Here is a 21,312-nt window from a genome sequence, read left to right as displayed (position 1 = left end):
ATATGCTAATTAACAATCCGCTAAATCTGTAGTGAAATCATGCTAATTAGCATTCTACTCACTAATTACATAGAGTTATTTGAATACTTAAGCTTATTGTCTAAAAAGTATGGTAAAATAATAGTAATGGGTATTATTTCTAATATAGTGTGTGAAATGACGTGGTAATCTATCTCTAGTTAAATAAGAAGACCTATGGATAGGAGTGAATCGAATTGATTATATACAATGAGCCATCTTCAAACTTTTTAGAACATATACTTGAGAATAAAATTGGATATGTACTTGAACAAAACGTGAAAAAGTACATGAATAAATCCATTTCAGCAAGTGAGTTAAGGTCCTGGGAAAACTCTCTTCCACAAATGGCGAAGGTTTTGAGAGATGCGGATTTAAAGGATAATACACATATTTTACTAGAATATAATTTACCATCGACCGAAAAAAGAATTGATTTCTTAATCGCTGGTCATGATAAAAAAGGTAGGAGAAATGCAGTAATTGTTGAACTAAAACAATGGCAGAAAGCGAAAGTGGTAAAGAGTGACGGAATCGTACGTACATTTTTAGGGGGTAGAGAACGAGAGACTGTACACCCTTCCTACCAAGCCCGTTCTTATAAACGTTTCCTTCAAAACTTCAACGAAGCTCTCTATCAAGATTCAACAATTAATCTTACTTCCTGTGCTTATTTGCATAATTATATTCCAGCTCGGACGAATGAGCCTTTACTGGATCCAAGCTACTTAAATTACATAGAAGATTCACCGATTTACTTTCAGTTTAATGATCGTGAGTTAGCGGAAAAGCTAAGAAACGACGTATCAGAGGGCAATGGATTTGAAATTGCAAAGAGTATTGAGGAAGGTAAAATACGTCCCTCGAAAAAGTTAGTTGAAACAGTGAATTCACTATTTCAAGGTAATGAAGAGTTTATATTGTTAGACGAACAAAAAGTTGCATATGAAAAAGTGATTGCGCTATTTGAAGAAGTGATACGGACTTCAACTGCTAAACATACAATTTTAATCAAAGGCGGCCCTGGTACAGGAAAGTCAGTAATTGGTCTGAATTTGATGAACTACTTACTATCAAGAGATTCGAATATTGAATACATCACACCCAATCAAGCGTTTAGAGAAATACTGCGTAAGAAATTAGTTGGATCCAGTGGCTTTGTGGAAATCCGAAATCTATTTAAGGGTTCAGCTTCCTACGTTGAAACTCCAAAAAATTACTATGATGTATTGGTTTGTGACGAAGCACACCGACTTAAAAACCAAGGACATATGAAAAGGAAAATTGAAGGTGAAAATCAAGCTACTCAAATTATCCGTGCAAGTAAACTAAGTGTATTCTTTGTGGATGACAACCAAGTCATTTCAAATAAAGACATTGGCAACTTCGATTTAATTAAAGAAGAGGCGAAAAAATTAAACTCGGAAGTTCATGTTGTAGAACTCGATTCGCAATTCCGCTGTTCTGGTTCAGGAAATTATATAGATTGGCTCGATAATATATTTAATGAGGATGAAATGCTTGTCCCATTAGAAGGAGACTACGACTTTCAGGTTGTGGATACTCCTCAGGAATTAATCCGAAAGGTTATTGATGAACAAAATGGACGAGTTATGGCAGGTTATGCATGGGAGTGGGATAAGAAACTTGTAGATGGGGAATTACCCAACGATGTTGTAATTAAAGAGATGGGTTTTGCAATGCCTTGGAATGATCCAAATCGTATCGACTGGGCAATACATCCAGAATGTGCCTATCAAATAGGTTGTATTCATACTGTACAAGGATTAGAAATGGAATACGCAGGCGTAATTATTGGAAATGATCTGGGGTACGATCCTGAAACGAAATCACTCGTGGTTAGAAGAGAGCATTTCAAGGATAGAGGTGCAAGACCAGCAAGACCGAAAAAGGATCAGGTTGATTTGTTGGATAAATTGGTAAGAAATACGTATAAGACACTGATGACGAGGGGGATGAAGGGGTGTTATGTGTATTGTTGTGATGAGGAGTTGGGGAAATATCTTCGGGAGAAGATTAAGTATTCCATTTGATGAAATAGTGAAAGGTAACTTGAATTACGTGTAACTAGGCGAGAAACTTTTAAAAAACATGATTTTTCCTAACTAGTTACCTTTTATAAACAACATAATAATTATTTAATAACAGATAATAAAAACTGTTTAGATAGGAGTGTTCTCTTTGAAGATATATTTCGAAGATTGGATTAAATACGAACAAAAAACTTCAACTAGAACAATAGAACTTATTGAAGAAGCTCTTATTTGCTATAGAGCACAAGCATATAAAGCAGCTTATTTATTTTCTTTTCTTTCCTTCCAAAACATTCTGAAAGAACGAGTACTTATTGCTAGCAAACCACCTGGATATACAGAAGATTATTGGTTGACGATTCAAAACGATTTGAGAAATGACGATAAATGGGAAGCGAAAATAATAGAATGTGTTAATAGGGAAAGACCTGCAACAATATTTAATTTATCAGCAGATACGAGGAACCAATACCTTTACTGGAAAGACAGAAGAAATGACTGTGCACATGCTAAAGGAAATAAAATAGGTTTTAGTCATGTTGAATCATTTTGGCTCTTTTATGAATCGAACCTTTCAAAGTTCGGTGTTGGAGGGGGAAAAGAAGCATTATTAGAAAGGATAAAAGTGTTCTTCGATTCAAATTATACCCCTTTTGATGCTGATCCATCAGTTATAATAAACGAAATTCCAGTTGCAGTGGAACATAGTGATTATTTAGAAGTTCTTGAGGTGATTTACGAACTTACTAAGGGAGATATCTTTAGTCCAATAAGAACACACCCATGGCATGAAATGTTTACTTTGAATGGAGAGTTTTTAAACCAGTTAATTGATTTTGTTAAAGTAAATAGACGGTTATGTAAAGTGCTATTTGAAGAGGACTCCTCTAAAGTTCGTTATTTCACTGAGGATCCGGTTTTTATCCGATCATTATGGAATGAAATGAAGCATTCATATAAGACCTATAAAGTAATAATAGGTCTTCTAAGACATGGTCTAATTCCTCAAAATCAGCTAAAAGAAATGATAGAGACTATTTCTAGTGTAAATAATGATACATTGTTTATTAATCAGGTGGAAGAATCTGATTTATTAACATTAGAGGAAACAGGTTTTTTTGAAATGTTTAAAAATATAGCATTTGTTGATATGAAAATAAATGATTTTGATTGGGCAAGGGGAAATAGAAATATTATTAAAAGTATTATTATAAGGTTTGGTTTTGATGAACATATAGTTAGAGCAATTAATAGTAGAATGAGTGGTCATTTTATCCCTTGGAAGTTTAGAGATTCGTTATTAGATTTATTTGAAGTTCATCCGGAATTAAAAACTCAATATATAGAAATTAACAACGAAATAGATGGTCTTCTACCGGATGTGCTTTTCCGCTAGTTCGTGATAATCTTTGGTGAAAATAATTCAGCATAAATGTGGAATAAACAATCATGAAAGTATAAAAACACTATTTATTGTCACACAGGTACTATTTATTATTAATAATGATACAATAGTCTGTATAAAGTAATTGAAATATAAGTCTATGGAAAGAGTGATTAAATGGGATTCTTAAAGCTAACTCTTAAACCAGAGTATCGATCATTTAGTGATGATATAATTAAAGACTTTTATATACCTACTCTTCAAGAATCTGTAAGTTATAAAAGAGCAGTTGGATACTTTTCTTCAACAGCCTTAATTGAAATATCAAAAGGAATATCTGGTCTAATTGCTAACTCAGGTAAAATTCAAGTGATAGCATCACCGCAGTTATCAGAAAGTGATATTGAGGCAATTAATAAGGGGTATAAGTCTCGTGAAGAAGTTATTAATCAATCTATATTAGATTCTTTAGATTTAAGAACTACTGATTATTATGAAAAGAAAAGATTGAACTTACTCGCTCATTTAATTTCAACAGGGGTACTAGATATTAAAATAGCATTTATTGAGGCATCTAATGGAATTGGAATATATCATGAGAAAATGGGTTTATTACAGGATAAGGAAGGCAATAAAATAGTCTTTACAGGCTCGCTTAACGAAACGAAATCTGCACTTTCATATAACTATGAATCATTTGATGTGTTTACTTCTTGGACAAATGATTTTGAACGAATTCGGTCGAAAGAAGATACTTTTGATAAGCTTTGGAATAATGATATTGATATGGTTGAAACGATGGATTTTCCTGAGATTGCGCTTGAAAAGTTTAAGGGTTATATTTTCGAAGAACCAGATTTAGTTATGGATGAAAAAGAATTATATAGAACTAATATAGATGAAGAAGAACCCTTAATAATAGGACCACATATGCCGAAGCAAATTAAATTGAGGGACTATCAATTGGAAGCGATTGCAAGTTGGAAGTCCAAAGGTTTTCGAGGAATATTTGATATGGCAACAGGGACAGGAAAAACAATCACTGGATTAGCCGCTGTTACTGAGCTATTCAAAGAAAACAATAATCGATTAGCTATTGTAATCGTTTGTCCCTATCAACATCTAGTTGAACAGTGGGTTGAAGATATTGAGTTGTTTGGAATGAATCCGATTATTGGATATTCAACATCGAAACAAAGAAATTGGAAGAGATTATTACAAGACGAGGTGGAATACTTTATATATGGTATTACTAATCATTTTTGCTTAGTTACTACTAATGCCACATTCTCATCGGACTCTCTGCAAAAAATAATCAAATCTGTGGATAAAGATATAGTTTTAGTTATTGATGAAGCTCATAACTTTGGTGCAGACTATCTCAAGTCAAAGTTGTTGTCTAAAGCAAATTATAGATTGGGTCTTTCCGCCACAATTGACCGTCATAATGACGAAGAAGGGACTAAAGCACTATATAACTATTTCGGTGATAAAGTAATTGAATATACTTTGAAAATGGCAATAGATAATAATATGTTAACACCTTACTATTATTATCCAATACTAATTTATTTGAATAGTGAAGAACTTGACTTGTACAGGAAATTAACTATCGACATCGGAAAAGCTTTGAATAGGGATGAGGGTAACTTTAGTGATTCAACCAAGTTTTTGATGATAAAGAGAGCTAGAGTAGTTGCAGGTGCCCAAAATAAAATTAGGGGGTTAGAAAAGCAGATTGCAAAATATAAGAATGAATCACATATGTTGGTGTATTGTGGTGCTGCAACAATCAATGATCCCGATTATATGGAAGGCAAAGCAGATGAAGAGGAGAAAAGACAGATTGATGTAGTAACTAATCTTTTGGGTAATAAATTGGATTTTAAAGTTTCTAAATTTACATCAGAAGAAAGTGCTGAAGAGAGAGAAGACTTAAAAGGTATTTTCGCTGAAGGGAAACATCTACAAGCTTTAATTGCTATCCGATGTTTGGATGAAGGAGTAAACATCCCAAGTATTAAAACAGCATTTATTCTTGCTAGTAGTACAAATCCGAAAGAGTATATTCAAAGACGAGGAAGAGTTCTGAGAAAATTCGAAGATAAGAAATATGCAACTATATATGATTTTATTACTTTACCAGTCAGTTTTGATGAAGCTAAAAGTATGGATATTTCTGAATTGCATGCTCTAAAATCATTACCATTAAGAGAAATCGATAGAATGGTTGATTTTGCAAGTATTGCTGAAAATTCATCGGTAGCAGATGGCTTAATTAATGATATAAAAGATTCTTATTACTTAAGAGAGGTTGATATTGATGACATTGAGCACTGATACTAAAGAAACAATAGAATTAGATAGAATTAAGTTAAATGCAATGAAACTGAGAGTTATACAATTAGAAAAAGTAAATGTTAAAACTAAGAAATATACAAAAGACGAAATGATTGAACAAATTAGAAATATTATTACTACAGAGATTAATAAAAACATTTAATATACTTTAAGGTGGTGAATGCTATGTTGATAAAGAAAATAGAGATTGTAAACTTTAGACAGTTTAAAGGATTGCAAAGCATAGAGTTTTCAAAAGATCCGGATAAAAATATTACATTGATATTAGGGGATAACACTAGTGGTAAAACTACTTTGTTACAAGCATTTTTATGGTGTTTTTATGGAAAAGTAAATTTTAAATTAAGGGATGCGCTTTTGAATCAAACAATCAAAGAAGAAATGGTTTTTCACTCCAAAGCAATGGAGACTATGTCTGTAACAATTGAGTTAACGCATCAAGACTTGGAATATATTATAACAAGAACATTGAAGCATCACTTAAGAAATAAAGATGTGAAGACAGATAACTTTAGTGAATTAAAAGTATCTTATAAAATGGAAGATGGCCAAACTAAATCTTTTGAAGGAAAAGATAATCAAAGGAAAGTAGAAGAAATATTGCCAGAGGATTTGTCAAGTTATTTTTTCTATGATACTGAAAGATTTGGTAATGTATCCGATAAAACCGATGTTACAGCTGCGGTTAAGGGATTATTAGGTTTAACGGTTTTAAAGAATACAATGAATCATATTGGTAGAGAAACACAAAGTGATACTGTGTTAGGTGCTCTTTTTAATAGTTTAAGTGATAAAGATGATTTAGTTGCAATTAATGCGAAAATTAAGTTTGAGCAAGCAGAGAATGAAAAAAAGGTTTTGTTAGATAGAATTCAAGTAGCTGAAGAAGAAAAACGCATAAAAGTTGTTAGAAATATAGAGGTTCAGGACATCTTGAAGGATATGACATCTTCTTCGAAGTTACAAAGAGAAAGAGAATCAAAAGAATTAAAGTTGAAGTCTGAAACGATTGGATTAGTAAGAGAAGAAATCAACTATTTGAAAAACTTTAATGATAAATCATATTTATTCTTTGCCAGACCACTAATTAATAGGGCATTGGAAAAATTAGAAAACGCCGAGGTATCTGATAAAGGAATTAGAGATATGAATGCAAATTCAATTGAACATATAATTCAAAGAGGCATATGTGTGTGTGGAACTTGTATCGAGATAGGTAATGATGCCCATCTGAAATTAATTGAGGAGCTAGAATATCTCCCGCCGAAGTCGATAGGCTTACTTATTAGTAACTTTGTTAACTCAGCATCAGCTTATCGTTCTTCGAGTGATAGATATTCTGAAAATTTACAGAAAAGTTATATAGACATATTAAAAAACAAGCAAAGAGTGTCTTTTCTTACGGATGAAATTAAAGATATAAGTAATGAAATAAACAAGAATATTGCTTCTAAGGATTATGAACAAGAATTAATTAGTAATCAGAGCAAAATAGATAATTTAGATGAGAAAATTAATAATTTTTCAATAAGCATGGGAGAACAGGATCAGATTATTAGGGAAAACAAAAGGATATATCAATCGACCATTGGCGTTTCGGAAAAAAATAAAGAAATTAGACTACACATGGCCTATGCAGAAGAAATTTATAAATGGATTGCAAATAGTTATTTTTCAAAAGAGAAAACTATTCGAATAGAGATGGAGGAAAAAGTAAATAAGTATTTCACTCAAATTTATCATGGTAATAGAAGAGTAGAAATTGATGATAAATACAGAGTTACATTAATTACAAAAACAAATGATATAGATATAGTTACTGATGAATCAGGTGGATTAGAAACGGTGAAAAACTTTTCTTTTATTGCTGGATTAATGGACCTTGCAAAAAATAAATTAACAAAAAAAGATGATGTTGATGTAGATTCAGAAGCATTCCCTTTAATTCTTGACGCTCCATTTTCAAATGCAGATGTAAAGCATGTAAATAATATATCTAAAGTATTGCCCACGATTGCAGAACAATTGATTTTAATAGTTATGTCGAAAGATTGGAATTATGCTGAAGAAGAAATAGGCGATAAGGTTGGTAAAAGATATGTTTTGGAGAAAAAATCGGAAATTGAAACAATAATAAAGGAGGCATAATTATAATGTTTAGAGCTGATATTGATATTAAAGGAAAACATGCTGCATATATAAAACAGTTGGTAGATGATTATAAAATTTTTGCGTTAAACCTTGATGTTTATATGTCCTCAGCTTTAATTGGTTACATAAATGGTAGAAAAGAAGATATTGACATTAGTGAAGAGTTTAGTGATGTAGTTAGTAAAATCGGGACGCAAGCATTATTAAAGAAAGAGATAGAATTAGATTTAATATATAGATTGATAATGCTTTTGGATAACACAAAGAATTCAACCTTAGAAGAACAAATAAATAGAGCTTTTAGAGCCGACTCGCATTCTTCCCTAAAAGAACTGCATAAAGAAAACATGTCTGTCTTTAATTCTTATGTAAGGGGTGGTATTACAGTCTTATATGAGGAATTGATTCGGGATTCTACCGTAAGAGAGGATCAATTTAAAAACATACATGATTTTGTTAAAGGGCTAGATGATGATTTCAATCTTGTCGTAGAAGAATTAGCCGAAAGAGAATTGAAAAGCGTTTTAGATGCTTAAAGTCTCCATCAATTAAAGCAATCATAACTTTTTGAAAGTAGGACAGATAATGGGATACAATCAACACCAAAGTTTTTTTCTTCGTGAAAGATGGTTAGGGAAAGGTTTAAGAGAAATAAAAAACGATCCTAATTTCTTTTTTCAATCAGATGCATTTGAAAAAATCGGTTTAGGTAAAAACATGGTGCAATCTTTACGTTACTGGATAGACGCTACAGGTGCAGCAAAAGTTAAAGGAACTGGGAAAAATCGTTATCATGAATTTCAATCTATAGGTGATTGGGTTTTACGAAACGATCCTGCTATTAAACATTTTGAAACAGCTGCATTATTACATTATACAATTGTTTCAAATATCCATAATAGTACTACATGGTATTGGTTTTTTAATCTTTTTTCTGAATCAATGTCTACTCGAGAAGATATATTTGTTGAGTTGGATCCATGGGTGCAGGAAAGAGAAACACGAGTTATAGCAGAGAATTCTATTAAGAGGGATATTGATTGTTTAATACGTATGTATACCGCAGGTAGAAACTTTAAAGACCCTGAGGAAGTAAACGCAAGCCCATTTAATAAATTAGCTTTACTGAAAGAGATAAATGGTACTGTTTATAAGGTAGAACCATCTATTCCAGACGGAAGTCTACTTTTCGTTCAGTATATACTATTAGCGTACGGGTTTGAACACAAGCAATATGAGGTTAGCCTAGAGGACATCGTTCATAAAGAAGGATTATTGGGAAAATCCTTCAACTTAAGTCGTTCAACAATTGTTGGTTTACTAATGAAACTGCTAGATGATCCAGATTATCCTCTTCAGTTTACTCGAACAAATAATTTAGATATGGTTAAGATTCCAGAAATAGACCCTGAGGAATTCCTGAGAAACTCTTCAGAGTGAAAGGTTGTTGTGAAATGTGGTTTTAAATCGTTCTTTTAAAACGAGTGTAAACGTTAAGTTTGATATAGGTAATGATGAATTTGTACAAAGATATTTACCAACACCTTCCCATGCAGAATCATTAATCGGATTAGCGGAAGGTTTTTTAAACAAAGGTGGAAATTCGGCCCATATCATGGTGGGCCCCTATGGTAGTGGAAAGTCATTAGTTGCAACAATTATGGCGAATTTCGTTTCTAAAGCTATAAAAAAACGTGAAATTAAAGTTTTAGTAGATAAATTTAGTAAAGTCCATCAGGAAGTATATCAAAGTTTAAGCGAATTGACGAGTTTAAATAGAACTTATATACCGATTACCTTAAGTGGAAGTGAAGGACAATTTAGTGACGCAATTATTACGTCAATAATAAACAAGCTGAAATTGAACGGAATAGAAATTAGTTTACCCGATGAAAAAAATAAAATAATTAAAATTATAGCTGATTGGTTGAATGAATATCCAAGTACATACAAAGAATTCACCACGTTGTTAAAAGATAGGAATTCTAATCCGAAATTATCTTTGCAGAAGATTGAAAAAGGCGATATTGCTGAAATAAAATGGTTTAAAATAATTTACCCAAGCCTAACAGCAGGAGCAGAATTCCAATCAAATACAGGTGGTGTTTTTATTGAAAAGATTGAATTAATATTGGATGTATTAGAAAAAGAGAATATAGGTATTTTTATTATTTACGATGAATTCGGTAGGTTCTTACAAAATCTAGATCATCAAGAAGTTTACAAAGCGATGCAAGATATTCAAGATCTTGCTGAGATTGCAAATAGGGTAAGTGGATATTTACAAGTTCTACTTATATCTCATAAGAGTATGTCACAGTATATGTTTGGATTTACAGCTGAATACCAATCGGAATTTCAAAGAATTGAAAAAAGATTTTCAACATATTTTGTTGAAAGTGATACAGCTACATATTATCGAATTGCGGAGCAATATTCGGCTGCAACTACAGAAGAGTTTTTGCTTGAAATTCCAGACTTCAAAGAAATAGTGATGGATATAAGGTCGTTTAATTTATTTGGGGATTTGAACCAACAAGAAATTGAGAAAGTAATTGTGGAGGGTGCTTATCCTATACACCCGGTTACTTTGTACCTTTTACCTCGTATATCTAAAGTGTTCGGTCAAAATGAGCGAACATTATTTACGTTCTTAGAAAGCGAAGACACGGGTGGATTAATGAATCATATTAGAAGAAATTTCTCTTATTATTATCCTGATAATCTGTTTGAATTTTTCTTTTCGAAAGGTATAGAAGGCAATCAAAACGATGAAGCGTTAAAGTCATTAAAGGTTTTTAAAAGAATTGAAAAGAACCTCCCGAAAAATGAAGCAACCAAAGCTTCATATAAAATCCTAAAGCTGATAACACTTTGGGAAATTTCTCATTCCAATACCATTTATAGGATAGATAGTGATTTAATATCATTTGCTATAGGTATGAAGAAAATACAAGTTGAAAAAGAGTTAAAAGAATTAAGTGTGAAAAAGTTTATTCGATTTAATCGTATATTGAATCAGTGGGAACTAATGGAAGGTAGTTCGGTCGTTATAGATGAGTTGATCGACTCTCAACTTTCGGAGCTCAGATTGAGTCAGGATAAAAGAATGCCATTTCTTAGTAATACGATTAACAAAAGATATTTTCTGGCATCAGCATATAACGATATAAAAGATATGACTAGGTTTATGAAAGTTAGTCTAATAAATTCTAAGGAGTTCCTTAAGAGCGCTTCAAATGAGCAGTCCTTATTACATGATGACGCGGATGGTTATATATATTTAATTCTATTAGATAGTAAAAATGACTATAAGCAAGTGTTAGAAAAGGTCAAAAGTATCGAGAACAGCTACTTAATATTTTCTATATTAACTGAGGATTTTAAAAGTATTCAGGAACAAGTAGATCAGGAAATGGCTATAAGCAATATTATAAGTGATAAAAACTTGTTGTCGGAACATCGCAATTTGGAGATTGAATTAAACCTTTTACATGAAGAATTACTTTATGAAATATCGTCTTATTTAGATGCCTATTTTACCTTCAAGTCTAATGTAGTTTGGATTTACCAAGGAGAAGAGCTGCATCTTTCTAATGAAGTGGATTTAGAAGATAAAATCAGCAATATTATGTGGGATAATTATAGCGATACACCAATAGTAATGAATGACTCGGTCAATAGAATGAATGTCGTTGGTATTCAAAGAACATCATTGTATAAAGTTCTCGATGGAGTTTTGAAATCATATGACCAACCCAATCTTGAAATAATTGGTCAAGGGCCTGATTATTTAATTTATGCGACTGTAATTAAAAATAATGATATTGATTTAAAAAGTTTAGACAGTTTAAGCGAAGAAAAATTGGCTTCGATTAGGGAAACTTTATTAAAAACAATAGAGGAATCTCCGGAAGGTAATCTGGAAAGGATTACTGAGATTTTATCTAGTGCGCCTTATGGGATAAGAAAACCACTCATACCACTTTTTGTTGTTATCCTATTAAGGGATAAATGGGATCAGTTAATGTTTTATCGAAATTCAATGTATGTACCCGCATTAGAAGCAGAAAAAATCTATGAAATGTTTAATGAACCTTGTGAATATAGTTACGAGTTTCATGATTATTCAGTAGGTTTGAATGATATGATGAATACTTTAGAGAGACATCTTAAAATGTATATTAGCGAATATGTGTTAGAAAGCATACCTTTAATAAGAGTGAGCAGTGGTTTATTGAATTGGCTTCGTGCTTTGCCAAGACATACACAAATAACAAATAATCTTTCTGACGAGCTATTACAACTTAAAGAAGTTATCAGAAAGAGCGAAGTTACACCTCTAGCAAGTATCGAATATTTACAGGATAAGTATGGCAATAATATAGAGGGTTTAAAAGCGTTAATGTCTGAATTGAGGTTACATCACAAACTTTTTGTAGAATCAGTGAAAAATTACCTGCTTGAACAGCTAGATATAGAAAGTTTTATTATTAAAGATGACTTTTTAAAAGAATATGATGCTGAGGTGATTATCAAAAATCGCTTATTGTCTTCGTTAAAACAAGCATCGACTATTGAAGAGATGTCAATGATCTATATCGGAACTGAGTTGGTAAATTGGTCTGACACAACTTATGAGTTATTTTTAAGCCAAGTTAAAAATGACTTGATTAGTTTGGATGATCAAGACGTAATCAGTGATGATGTTGTCGAATTGACCTATAATAATAAGTATAAGAAAATTAGAAAACTAGAGTTATCTACTAAATCTAATATTATTTATGATAATGTTAATCGTATGATTAAGAATGCTGGTAAGACTGTCCCTAGGGAAGAAATAGATTATATTATTTATAAATTAATAAATGAATACATTGAATAGGAGAGGTTCAAATGACTAGAAAACCAGTCCATGTTGCAATGTATAGCGGAGGTGCTTCAAGTGCTTTTGTAGCCTATCAAATGGTACAAGCACATGGAATAGAAAATTGTATCCTTTTCTTTACGAATACGCTTTGGGAAGATGAGGATAATTATAGATTTATGGACGAAGTTGCCGAGTATATAGGAATTGAAGTTACTGAACGAATGGATGGACGAACTCCGGAGGAAGTGTTTTACGATACGCGCTTCCTTGGTAATTCTCGTTTAGCACGATGTTCAGAGGAACTGAAAGTGAAGCAGACGATTGTTTTTTTGGAAGAGCTTCGGGATGAACGGAACCTAGAACCTATTCTTTACTTCGGTATTGGTCCACATGAATCGCATCGAGCGGAGAATCTAACCGCATTTTACGAACATAATCCGATCGAACCTGTAGAAACACGTTTTCCGATGATAGAAACTTTTCGTGAAGATTTAGATGTGAAGGCGATTATTGAAAAAGAGTGGGGCATTCCACTACCACGTATGTATGCATTAGGTTTTTCACATGCAAACTGTGCTGGCCGTTGTGTGCGTGGTGGATTTCAGCATTATGCACAGCTATATCAAGTTTGGCCAGACAAGTATGCATTGCAGGAAGAAATGGAGGAGAACTTCCGAAAACATTTCGACAAAAATGTTACGATTTTGAAAAAAGATGGCGGCCCTTACACGCTAAAAGATTATAGAGAGCGAATGGAGAGGGAAGGCGTCGAGAGCTTCCTTAAAATACAAGATGAAACAGTACCTTGTGTTTGTTCATTTTCTTAAACATAGAAAATTCCTTAAGTATCGCTGAATGGCCAATTTATTTGCCAATAATTTAATTGACGTAAAATACTGGATTACAAAATGATTTCAAATCATTTCGTAATTCGGTTTTTTTATTTATATAATACTAAACGTTTCAATAAAACAATTATCCATTTATCAATAATTGAGAATACGTATATTAAGATTTGCATAAAAAGTTAAAGATAGCATTTAAATATCTTTATAGAAATTGAGAATATTTACCTGGGCAGAAATGGGTTAAGTTCTAATTGTTTTTTACACCAAGTTGAGAAAACCCCGACTAAATATGTCTAAACCAGAGCGATTATAAAAGGTTTTTTAACTGATGGTTAATGTTCTAGCGTTTGGTAAAGACTCATAGAATAATACTATTTACACTAAATGCTGTTATTCATAACAAAGTCGGATTCTTATGAAAGTTGAATCCATAGTGAGGAGGAGCTAAATGAAAGAGTTTCATTTGGTGAATAAATCTGATGTAATAGTATCCAGAATTAAAGAAATGGTTATAGAAACTAAGCGGTCGGTAGGTGACCTGGCTTTTATGGGGAACGTTAAACCACGGTATGTAAAAATTTTAAACATAAAAAACAAACGTGCAACAGTTTGTGATTTACAAGGGAATAACTTTCATGTATATATATCCAGCTTAACCCTAGAACCTAAAATACTTGATAAGCCAATTACGTTACTAGGTGATTGTAATCATCAATTTCAAACAAACAGTTTCTGCTAGTTTTGAATGAATATATATTTCCTCTATTCATTTTAGGATTGCGGACAGAATGAGCTAACTAAGCGGAGTTTTGAGCCACTGTCTAGTAAGGCGAAGGTAAACAGTCATTGGAATGCTACTTTCCAATGACTGTTTACTTTAAATTTTAAGTAACTGTGCGTGAAAGTATTCTGACTATACACTACAATTACATATTTATTAGGCATATGCTGAAAAGTTCATTTATTTTGTATGTGTATACAATTGGTTGAATTGTTTGTTGTTGTTTCTCACACAGGTACCCCAAAATCTTTATTAATGAACAATTAAATAAACCTTTTGTAGAAGGGCACCACTTAGTCCCCATGTTTACCCAAACTCAATTTGAAAACACTATTGATTTTGCTGATAATATTGTTACATTATGTCCGAATTGTCATCGTGAAATTCATTACGGTTTACAAGTTGACAAATCTAAAATGGTTAAAATATTATTTGCCAATAGAAAGGATCTCTTCCATAAGTATGGAATTGAAATAACAATAAAAAAGTTGTTATCTTTTTATAAAGTGGAAGAAAAATATGAATGATTATTAACTTTTCTATAACGCTCAAAATATTTATATAGATGAATATTGGGCAGCTGTGCGTGAAAGTATTAAGACTATACACTACAAATGCATATTTACTATGTATGTGCTGAAAAGTTTATCTGATTTGTATATATATACAATTGGTTAAATTATTTGTTGTTTTTTCTCACGTAGGTACCTTGAAAATGGATTGAAGAATTGGCCTTAGAGAAACAATCATATTGACAGAATTCTTCACTTGCCCTATACTAATACTCAACTAAACATAAACTCTTTTCTTATTTAGAGAGACGGAGGGAATTGGCCCGACGAAGTCTCAGCAACCTGCCTTGTGGTAAGGTGCTACGTCCAACAGGGGAACCTGAACGATGAGGAGAAATTTTTGCATGCAAACTCTTCTCTCATTGGGGGAAGAGTTTTTGTTTGGAAAAATATTCAGGAGTGATGATAATGACGAGATTAAAAGAATTGTATGACCAGCTAAAAAATGTGCAGAAACGACAACCGACGGGAACGGCAAGTGCAATGCAGCGGCATCAGCATGTGGCAGAGCTGCAGCGGAAAATCGATTATTATGAGCAAGGCGATACGATTTCACGTACGTTCATTCAACAGGAGATGGCTGAAATCCATGCCGTCCAACAAGAAATCGACAAGTTGACAGCTGTAAAAGAGGATAAGAAGCGTGCGCTGATGAAGAATGTGTTTGGAGAACACTTGCCATTGGTGTGAAGTGAGGTAGGATTTTAATATGTGAATCAATCTAGATGTTTTTTCCTAAGGTCAAGTAGAGGGGGGAGTTCATGAATCGTTTAAAAGTGACAGGTGAAAAGCGGTTGCAAGAGCTGTACGGAAAGTTGAAAGAAGCCAGGCGGAATGAACCGTTTGGTTTCAATGCACATCTTGCGCAATTGGCTTTTCAGATACTGGACCTGGAGCGGAAGTTGAAGATTGATAATCCGGACAAGCAAAATGATTTCATTGGCATTATGCTGGAACATGCCTTTTATATGAAGACCGATCGGAAGGATCCTTATGTCGCCAAGCAGACATTTCAGCAGATTTTGCGGATCGATCCGCATAACGCGGAAGCGAATTACCGATATGCCTTTCTCCACTATAAAGACGGGAATTGGACAAAGGCGATTTCTTTTTTTAAAGAATCGATTTTACACAGCTCGCCGGATTTCCCATTGGCAGAGGATCAGGTTGTTAAGGCACATTTGTTCATCAGCTACTCTGCGATGATGCTTGTGAAAGAATCGATGCGGGCAGTGGATGACTTGCAGCCAGAAGAATCGCTAGAGACAGAAGGCATCAGCATCGATCAACTTTCAGCGGATGTCAAAGCGCTGCTGGCTCTGAAGGAATACCGGCTGAATAGCAATACAGGTGAAGAATTCATCTCACGTGACCGGTATAAAGAATTGGAATCGAATGTATCGCCTGGTGATGTATGGGTGGATTTGACGGTGGAAGAGCCTTATATTCAAAGCGGTGATCTGAGCATAAGAATATCCCATCAGCTGGGAAATTTGCTGAAGCGGCTGCTGTTAAAATCAGCCAAACAGGAAGCATTGCCGTTATATGAGCTCATCGGCAATCAGGAAGAAATGTTTCACGATAGCGAGGATTTTAACTGGGATAATTATCGGCAAAAGATCCGGCGAGTGAAACAAAAACTGGTCGAAGTCGGATTGCCTGAACGATTCATCCAGTCAGTCCGGGGAACGCAAAGTTATCGTATTGAACCGTGCACGTTTTTTATTATCCAACATGATGCTGAATAATTTCGAAGCCTCTCTACTCAGTAGGGAGGCTTTTTCTGTGACAAGGGCGTCACAGTCATTTCCGTATACTTGGGGTATCAAATGAAATGGAGATGATGAGATGATGAAAAATTGGAATGGTTTATTGAATGGATATGGTTATGAAGTGAAGGAAGTTTGTGAGGGTCAATTTGAAGTGGGCGGTCTTACTGCACACAATAAGGGTTTTCTAGAATCCCATCTGGAGAAGTTGTCGATTGTGACGAGGTTGGAAGATGGGATTTTGTCAGTTGATGGCGTGCTGACTGAAGAAGAATGGGTGAGTCACTTGGAAACAGTTGTCGACGGCAGAAGTGAATCGAGCTATGGACCGACGGAGATTCCGTTGGATAAGATCGATGTATATATCGCTGGAATCGTCATGCAGCTGAACCGACTCGGCTGTATTATGACGTATTCCTGTGATGGACATGAGCGAAGATCGCCACATCTGTATTTTGTGTCCGCGGAGTTTGCGCGAATGGCCAAGAGCTTGCTTGCTCACTGTGGCTTGCGTGTCAAAAGAATCGGAGTGCGATTATCTATTCAGACGGACCGCAAAAATCTTCCGGCCATTGCCGTTCAGATTTCGGAACTCTCACGTGAACAGGTGGAGAACATCCATCGTGAGCGAAATGAGTTCATCAGTGAAGAGGTTTTCAATAAAACATTGGAAGAAGTTCTTGCCATACCCGGTGAGAGTGGAGAAGAGGGTCAAATCCGTGAATATGTCATGCGGGAACTGCGTCCGTTTACCGATCAGATAGAAGTGGATCATTACGGGAACATAGTCTCCGTAAAACGCTTCGGACCAGGTCCGACTATTTTGTTGAATGCGCATCTCGATACGGTTGAACGAATTGCCGATGACCGTGAAATCATAAAAACAGGCTCTATCTGGTCGAGCAGTGAAGGGATTTTAGGAGCGGATGACCGAGCGGGAGTGAATGTCGTACTGGCAACTGCCAAATCAGTCGGAAAGAGCGAATTTAACGGAACACTGAAATATATTTTCACCGTTAAAGAGGAAATCGGCCTACTCGGTGCACAGCAGGTCGCAAAATCATTCCTATGGGATGTCGATATGGCTTTCGTCATCGATCGCCGTGGCACGCATGATATTGTCACGTCAAGAAACGGTATCCAACCGTTCTGCACACCCGCTTTCGGAACTGCACTCGAACGGATTGCCCGAAAATCCGGTGCCAGCAAATGGCGAGCAGTCGCTGGCGGGTCGAGTGATACGTATATATGGGCACAGAACGGGATAGAAAGTGTAAACCTTTCTGCCGGGTATATGAATGAGCATACTTCAAATGAGATGTTGGATGTGAAGGCTAGTTATGGTACGTATAGCTTTGTGATGGAGATATTGAACGATTGGCGGATTTTGATGAGGGTAGTTGGATTGAGAGGGAATAGGGAAAGGGTTGGTGTTGGAGTATAAGGTTGGGTGTGAAGTTAGTTTGGGCAGCCAGTTTGAGAAGGCTATAAATTAGGGATTTGCAAACCTGTGCATGCTTGAATTCGGATACAGTTCAGAATTCAAATGGATTAAGAGATGCACAGGCAAGCAAAATCTTTCCGACAAAATAAAATTACTTCCCAAACCTTGATTTCCTGTCAAAATATGCATGCAATCGAAACTCGTAAATATTCCTTACCCAGCGATAAAGAATCTCCGTGTGCTCTAGTATAGGTGTAACATTAATCGTAAAAACATCCTTGTGAAAAGTAATAAATTCCATTGAAGACCCACTCAAATTTCATAAAAGCATGTCAGTCTCTTTAGTTTGTTCATTAGTATTAATTAATCCATTATATAAAAAAGTTATCCTTAAGAATAATCCAGTAGGAGATAGGGTTGGGCATCGATACGCGTAGAAGGTATTTACCATAACATTGGCGAATAAAGATGGAAACTAGTAAGGGGTTTTTAATTTGATGGGAAAAAATATTGCTTTTAATCAGTTTTTTACCGCTGAAGACATATCAGAACCATTAGCCTCTGTAGCTAGCAATGAGCAGTGGAAAATTGAAGATTACTTTGAGAATAAAAATTATGACGTTATTGGTTACGAAGAAAATGATAGAGTGATTGGTTATCTTGAAATAGATAAGAAATATGAATTTACTAATCTCCGGAATACAGTAAATGATTTCAGTATTTCCGATTTAATTACTAATAACACAAATTTGTTGGATTGCCTTAAACTACTAAAAATTAATACTCGTTTATTCGTAATAAACAAATCTCAAATAGTATCGATCGTTACAGAGTCAGATATACAAAAACCCGCTGTGCGAATGCTCTTTTTTGGGATAATAACTTTTTTTGAAAGCAAAGTAGCGGAACTTATAGATGAGGTATATCCAGATGATGAATGGGTTCCATTGTTAAACGATGGTAGGATTATTGCAGCAAGGAAAATATACAAAGGTTTTGTTGACAAAAATCAGGAAACTAACTTAATAAGCTGTACACAAATTTGTGACAAAACAGAGTTATTATATAAAAGTGAAGAATTATTAAAAGAATACGTTGATATGTCTAAAACAGGTGCAAAGAGTTTTTTTCGCTCAATAGAAGGTTTTAGAAATGCTTTAGCACATGCTGAACCACTAACCTTATGGTCTGAGGAAAAGGATATAATCGAATTGACGGATGAATTAATAATAATAACAGAAAAAGTAATTAACCGTAAAACGGCTACTGTTACAGAAGTGTAGGAAAGGAAAAAGATTAAGAACTTGTATTTAAAGTGGGTTGGTGGAATGTTAGAGAAGTGAAAGTAAGTACTATGAATATCGTATTTTGCAAAGTCTTAGAGCATTATATTGTAATTGACTGAGTAGTATTTAGGAGTTTTTATTAATTAGGGGGTGCGATTAAATATGCTGAGTCTATTTAGTAGAAGGCAACGGAATAAAAAAGTCGATCTAAAACTATCACCACAAGAAATTAAGAAAATAAAGATTATTAATAGAGTAAAAGAGCTAGATAAAGAATTTAATATTAGTAGTGAGCATATTAACTCATCTTTTGATAATGGTCTCTTTATTGACGAAAAACAAAATAGAATAGGAGTTTATAACGCTAAAAAGGTAGTGCGGTATGGAAGTTATTTGGAACATAAAGAGGTAATAAATGAAAGATTTATTATCATACCTTTTATAGATTTAGAAATGGTCAGTATAATGTTTCAGGAAAATAAACCGGTGCACATTTATAGATACAACAATGAGAGCATATTTCTCATGAGTGATTATAAAGATAATATATTCATTAAAGACCAAAATCTGCAACAAATTCTAATGGAACTTGATAAGGTAGCTATATCAATAAACGTAGCTGTATCGGTTTCTATTAATTTTCTACGGAAATATCAATCGTCGGAAAACAAGTATGAATATGAAGAAAGCAGAGAATCGATTAATTGGGAAGAATCATTTAACTATAATAGAGATATAGAAGAACTTAAAAATATTATTACAATATTCTTTAAAAATATGTTAAGTGTAGAGCCTTTATATATTGAAAAAGAAATTATTAAAGAAGAAAAAATAAAGTTGGAAAATATCGGTGAGCGTGTAAAGTATTTGGAGAAAAACAGTGTGCGAATTAACGACACTGATTACCTAACCACACACCTAATAAATTCATGGGAATATATTATTGATGAAATATCTCAAGTTTTGGATTATAAATATTATTTTGATTCTATAGTATTAAAAGCAGTTAGGAATAAACATATTTATCTTTCGTGTAGTCCAGAAGATATGAAGAATCTAGAAATACCCGAAATAAAAAGTGTAGTGGATTATGTTTTTAAGGAAATGAGGTACGATCAAGTATCAATTGTTCCAAGTGATTTTGTTATAGAAAAGGTACCTTTCAAAACATACCAACTTATATGTGAACAAATACTTAAAGAAGTGATAGATAGATGGGAAGAAGACTTTCCTAAACTTAAGAACTCTAAGATACGGGCGGTTGAATCAGATTATATTTATATCGATTATGATGGAAATAAGATGGAAGATCTAATAGAAAAAATTCAATATGATGATCAAATATTTGAAGTTATTAATTTACTAACGGGTTATGAAAAAATAGAGGTATTATTTGTAAATAGCAAAGATTCAATTGCTCAGATAGGGTTAAATAATCTTGACGAACTATGGAATGTGGTCCAGTTATTTATTGAAAATAATCAGCTAAATAAATATTCTTCCACTGATTTATCAACGATTAAAATACACGGGTATGATAATGATAATATTTTTATTTACTTTTCGGAACAAAATATTAGCTCCACATATTTATCGTTCGACGAGGCAAGAGTAATTGAATATGCCTTATTAATTTATACTGGTAAAAGTTTGACAGTCCAGATCATTGAACATCCAGTAGAAATTAGCAATTAATGTATACTTTTAGTGAGTGTTTTGGAAGAGAATTAAGAAGATACCTGTGTGGTGTACAGGCATTAATATTTAACACAGT

16 protein-coding genes and 1 riboswitch are annotated in these 21,312 nt (G+C 33.7%); all 16 genes read left to right on the top strand.

The window, feature by feature from the left end; all coding sequences use genetic code 11:
- The first annotated feature begins 215 nt into the window (after nucleotides 1–215).
- The 16 genes from ACFSFY_RS12535 to ACFSFY_RS12460 all read left to right on the top strand — a co-directional run bounded on the left by ACFSFY_RS12535 (nucleotide 216) and on the right by ACFSFY_RS12460 (nucleotide 21,233).
- Nucleotides 216–2,072 (top strand): DNA/RNA helicase domain-containing protein, encoded by a 1,857-nt coding sequence (locus ACFSFY_RS12535; RefSeq protein WP_381538512.1) that lies wholly within the window; start codon nucleotides 216–218, stop codon nucleotides 2,070–2,072.
- A 148-nt stretch (nucleotides 2,073–2,220) separates the two neighbouring features.
- Complete coding sequence (locus tag ACFSFY_RS12530; protein ID WP_381538510.1) at nucleotides 2,221–3,468, top strand: hypothetical protein; 1,248 nt, start codon at nucleotides 2,221–2,223, stop codon at nucleotides 3,466–3,468.
- Between the two features lie 165 nt (nucleotides 3,469–3,633).
- Nucleotides 3,634–5,796 (top strand): DEAD/DEAH box helicase family protein, encoded by a 2,163-nt coding sequence (locus ACFSFY_RS12525; RefSeq protein WP_381538509.1) that lies wholly within the window; start codon nucleotides 3,634–3,636, stop codon nucleotides 5,794–5,796.
- Entirely contained in the window at nucleotides 5,780–5,959 is a 180-nt protein-coding gene (locus ACFSFY_RS12520) for a hypothetical protein (RefSeq protein WP_381538507.1), read from the top strand. Before ACFSFY_RS12525 ends, ACFSFY_RS12520 begins: the two co-directional genes overlap by 17 nt.
- Before the next feature lie 23 nt (nucleotides 5,960–5,982).
- On the top strand, nucleotides 5,983–7,965 hold the full coding sequence (locus ACFSFY_RS12515; protein WP_381538505.1) for an AAA family ATPase: 1,983 nt from the start codon (nucleotides 5,983–5,985) through the stop codon (nucleotides 7,963–7,965).
- A 5-nt stretch (nucleotides 7,966–7,970) separates the two neighbouring features.
- Entirely contained in the window at nucleotides 7,971–8,504 is a 534-nt protein-coding gene (locus ACFSFY_RS12510) for a hypothetical protein (RefSeq protein ID WP_381538504.1), read from the top strand.
- 49 nt (nucleotides 8,505–8,553) lie between these two features.
- A complete protein-coding gene (locus ACFSFY_RS12505) occupies nucleotides 8,554–9,408 on the top strand; it encodes a DUF4007 family protein (protein WP_381538502.1) in 855 nt (284 codons plus the stop codon).
- A 16-nt stretch (nucleotides 9,409–9,424) separates the two neighbouring features.
- Entirely contained in the window at nucleotides 9,425–12,853 is a 3,429-nt protein-coding gene (locus tag ACFSFY_RS12500) for a hypothetical protein (RefSeq protein ID WP_381538500.1), read from the top strand.
- An 11-nt stretch (nucleotides 12,854–12,864) separates the two neighbouring features.
- A complete protein-coding gene (locus tag ACFSFY_RS12495) occupies nucleotides 12,865–13,665 on the top strand; it encodes a hypothetical protein (protein WP_381538498.1) in 801 nt (266 codons plus the stop codon).
- A gap of 469 nt (nucleotides 13,666–14,134) precedes the next feature.
- Nucleotides 14,135–14,425, top strand: a complete 291-nt coding sequence (locus ACFSFY_RS12490) for a hypothetical protein (protein WP_381538497.1) — start codon at nucleotides 14,135–14,137, stop codon at nucleotides 14,423–14,425.
- A 251-nt stretch (nucleotides 14,426–14,676) separates the two neighbouring features.
- Nucleotides 14,677–14,994: an HNH endonuclease gene (locus ACFSFY_RS12485; RefSeq protein ID WP_381539068.1), complete on the top strand. Its 318-nt coding sequence runs from the start codon at nucleotides 14,677–14,679 to the stop codon at nucleotides 14,992–14,994.
- 278 nt (nucleotides 14,995–15,272) lie between these two features.
- Nucleotides 15,273–15,372: riboswitch (SAM riboswitch) on the top strand.
- Nucleotides 15,373–15,441: 69 nt separating this feature from the next.
- On the top strand, nucleotides 15,442–15,729 hold the full coding sequence (locus ACFSFY_RS12480; RefSeq protein ID WP_381538496.1) for a hypothetical protein: 288 nt from the start codon (nucleotides 15,442–15,444) through the stop codon (nucleotides 15,727–15,729).
- Nucleotides 15,730–15,800: 71 nt separating this feature from the next.
- Nucleotides 15,801–16,787 carry a tetratricopeptide repeat protein gene (locus tag ACFSFY_RS12475; protein ID WP_381538494.1) on the top strand — a complete coding sequence of 329 codons (987 nt, stop codon included), beginning with the start codon at nucleotides 15,801–15,803 and terminating at the stop codon, nucleotides 16,785–16,787.
- Nucleotides 16,788–16,887: 100 nt separating this feature from the next.
- A complete protein-coding gene (locus ACFSFY_RS12470) occupies nucleotides 16,888–18,252 on the top strand; it encodes a M20/M25/M40 family metallo-hydrolase (protein ID WP_381538493.1) in 1,365 nt (454 codons plus the stop codon).
- 497 nt (nucleotides 18,253–18,749) lie between these two features.
- Nucleotides 18,750–19,535 (top strand): hypothetical protein, encoded by a 786-nt coding sequence (locus ACFSFY_RS12465; protein ID WP_381538491.1) that lies wholly within the window; start codon nucleotides 18,750–18,752, stop codon nucleotides 19,533–19,535.
- A gap of 165 nt (nucleotides 19,536–19,700) precedes the next feature.
- On the top strand, nucleotides 19,701–21,233 hold the full coding sequence (locus ACFSFY_RS12460) for a hypothetical protein (protein WP_381538489.1): 1,533 nt from the start codon (nucleotides 19,701–19,703) through the stop codon (nucleotides 21,231–21,233).
- Nucleotides 21,234–21,312 lie beyond the last annotated feature (79 nt).

The organism is Sporosarcina siberiensis, from assembly GCF_042681925.1.
In the GTDB taxonomy this organism is placed as follows: domain Bacteria; phylum Bacillota; class Bacilli; order Bacillales_A; family Planococcaceae; genus Sporosarcina; species Sporosarcina siberiensis.
Note: the sequence above shows the minus strand (reverse complement) of the source record. Positions and strands in the feature narration are given on the sequence as shown.

Coding starts and splice junctions, on each gene's coding strand:
- ACFSFY_RS12525 (WP_381538509.1), top strand. CDS start 3,634: ATGGGATTCTTAAAGCTAACTCTTAAACCAGAGTATCGATCATTTAGT.
- ACFSFY_RS12520 (WP_381538507.1), top strand. CDS start 5,780: ATGACATTGAGCACTGATACTAAAGAAACAATAGAATTAGATAGAATT.
- ACFSFY_RS12515 (WP_381538505.1), top strand. CDS start 5,983: ATGTTGATAAAGAAAATAGAGATTGTAAACTTTAGACAGTTTAAAGGA.
- ACFSFY_RS12510 (WP_381538504.1), top strand. CDS start 7,971: ATGTTTAGAGCTGATATTGATATTAAAGGAAAACATGCTGCATATATA.
- ACFSFY_RS12505 (WP_381538502.1), top strand. CDS start 8,554: ATGGGATACAATCAACACCAAAGTTTTTTTCTTCGTGAAAGATGGTTA.
- ACFSFY_RS12495 (WP_381538498.1), top strand. CDS start 12,865: ATGACTAGAAAACCAGTCCATGTTGCAATGTATAGCGGAGGTGCTTCA.
- ACFSFY_RS12490 (WP_381538497.1), top strand. CDS start 14,135: ATGAAAGAGTTTCATTTGGTGAATAAATCTGATGTAATAGTATCCAGA.
- ACFSFY_RS12480 (WP_381538496.1), top strand. CDS start 15,442: ATGATAATGACGAGATTAAAAGAATTGTATGACCAGCTAAAAAATGTG.
- ACFSFY_RS12475 (WP_381538494.1), top strand. CDS start 15,801: ATGAATCGTTTAAAAGTGACAGGTGAAAAGCGGTTGCAAGAGCTGTAC.
- ACFSFY_RS12470 (WP_381538493.1), top strand. CDS start 16,888: ATGATGAAAAATTGGAATGGTTTATTGAATGGATATGGTTATGAAGTG.
- ACFSFY_RS12465 (WP_381538491.1), top strand. CDS start 18,750: ATGGGAAAAAATATTGCTTTTAATCAGTTTTTTACCGCTGAAGACATA.
- ACFSFY_RS12460 (WP_381538489.1), top strand. CDS start 19,701: ATGCTGAGTCTATTTAGTAGAAGGCAACGGAATAAAAAAGTCGATCTA.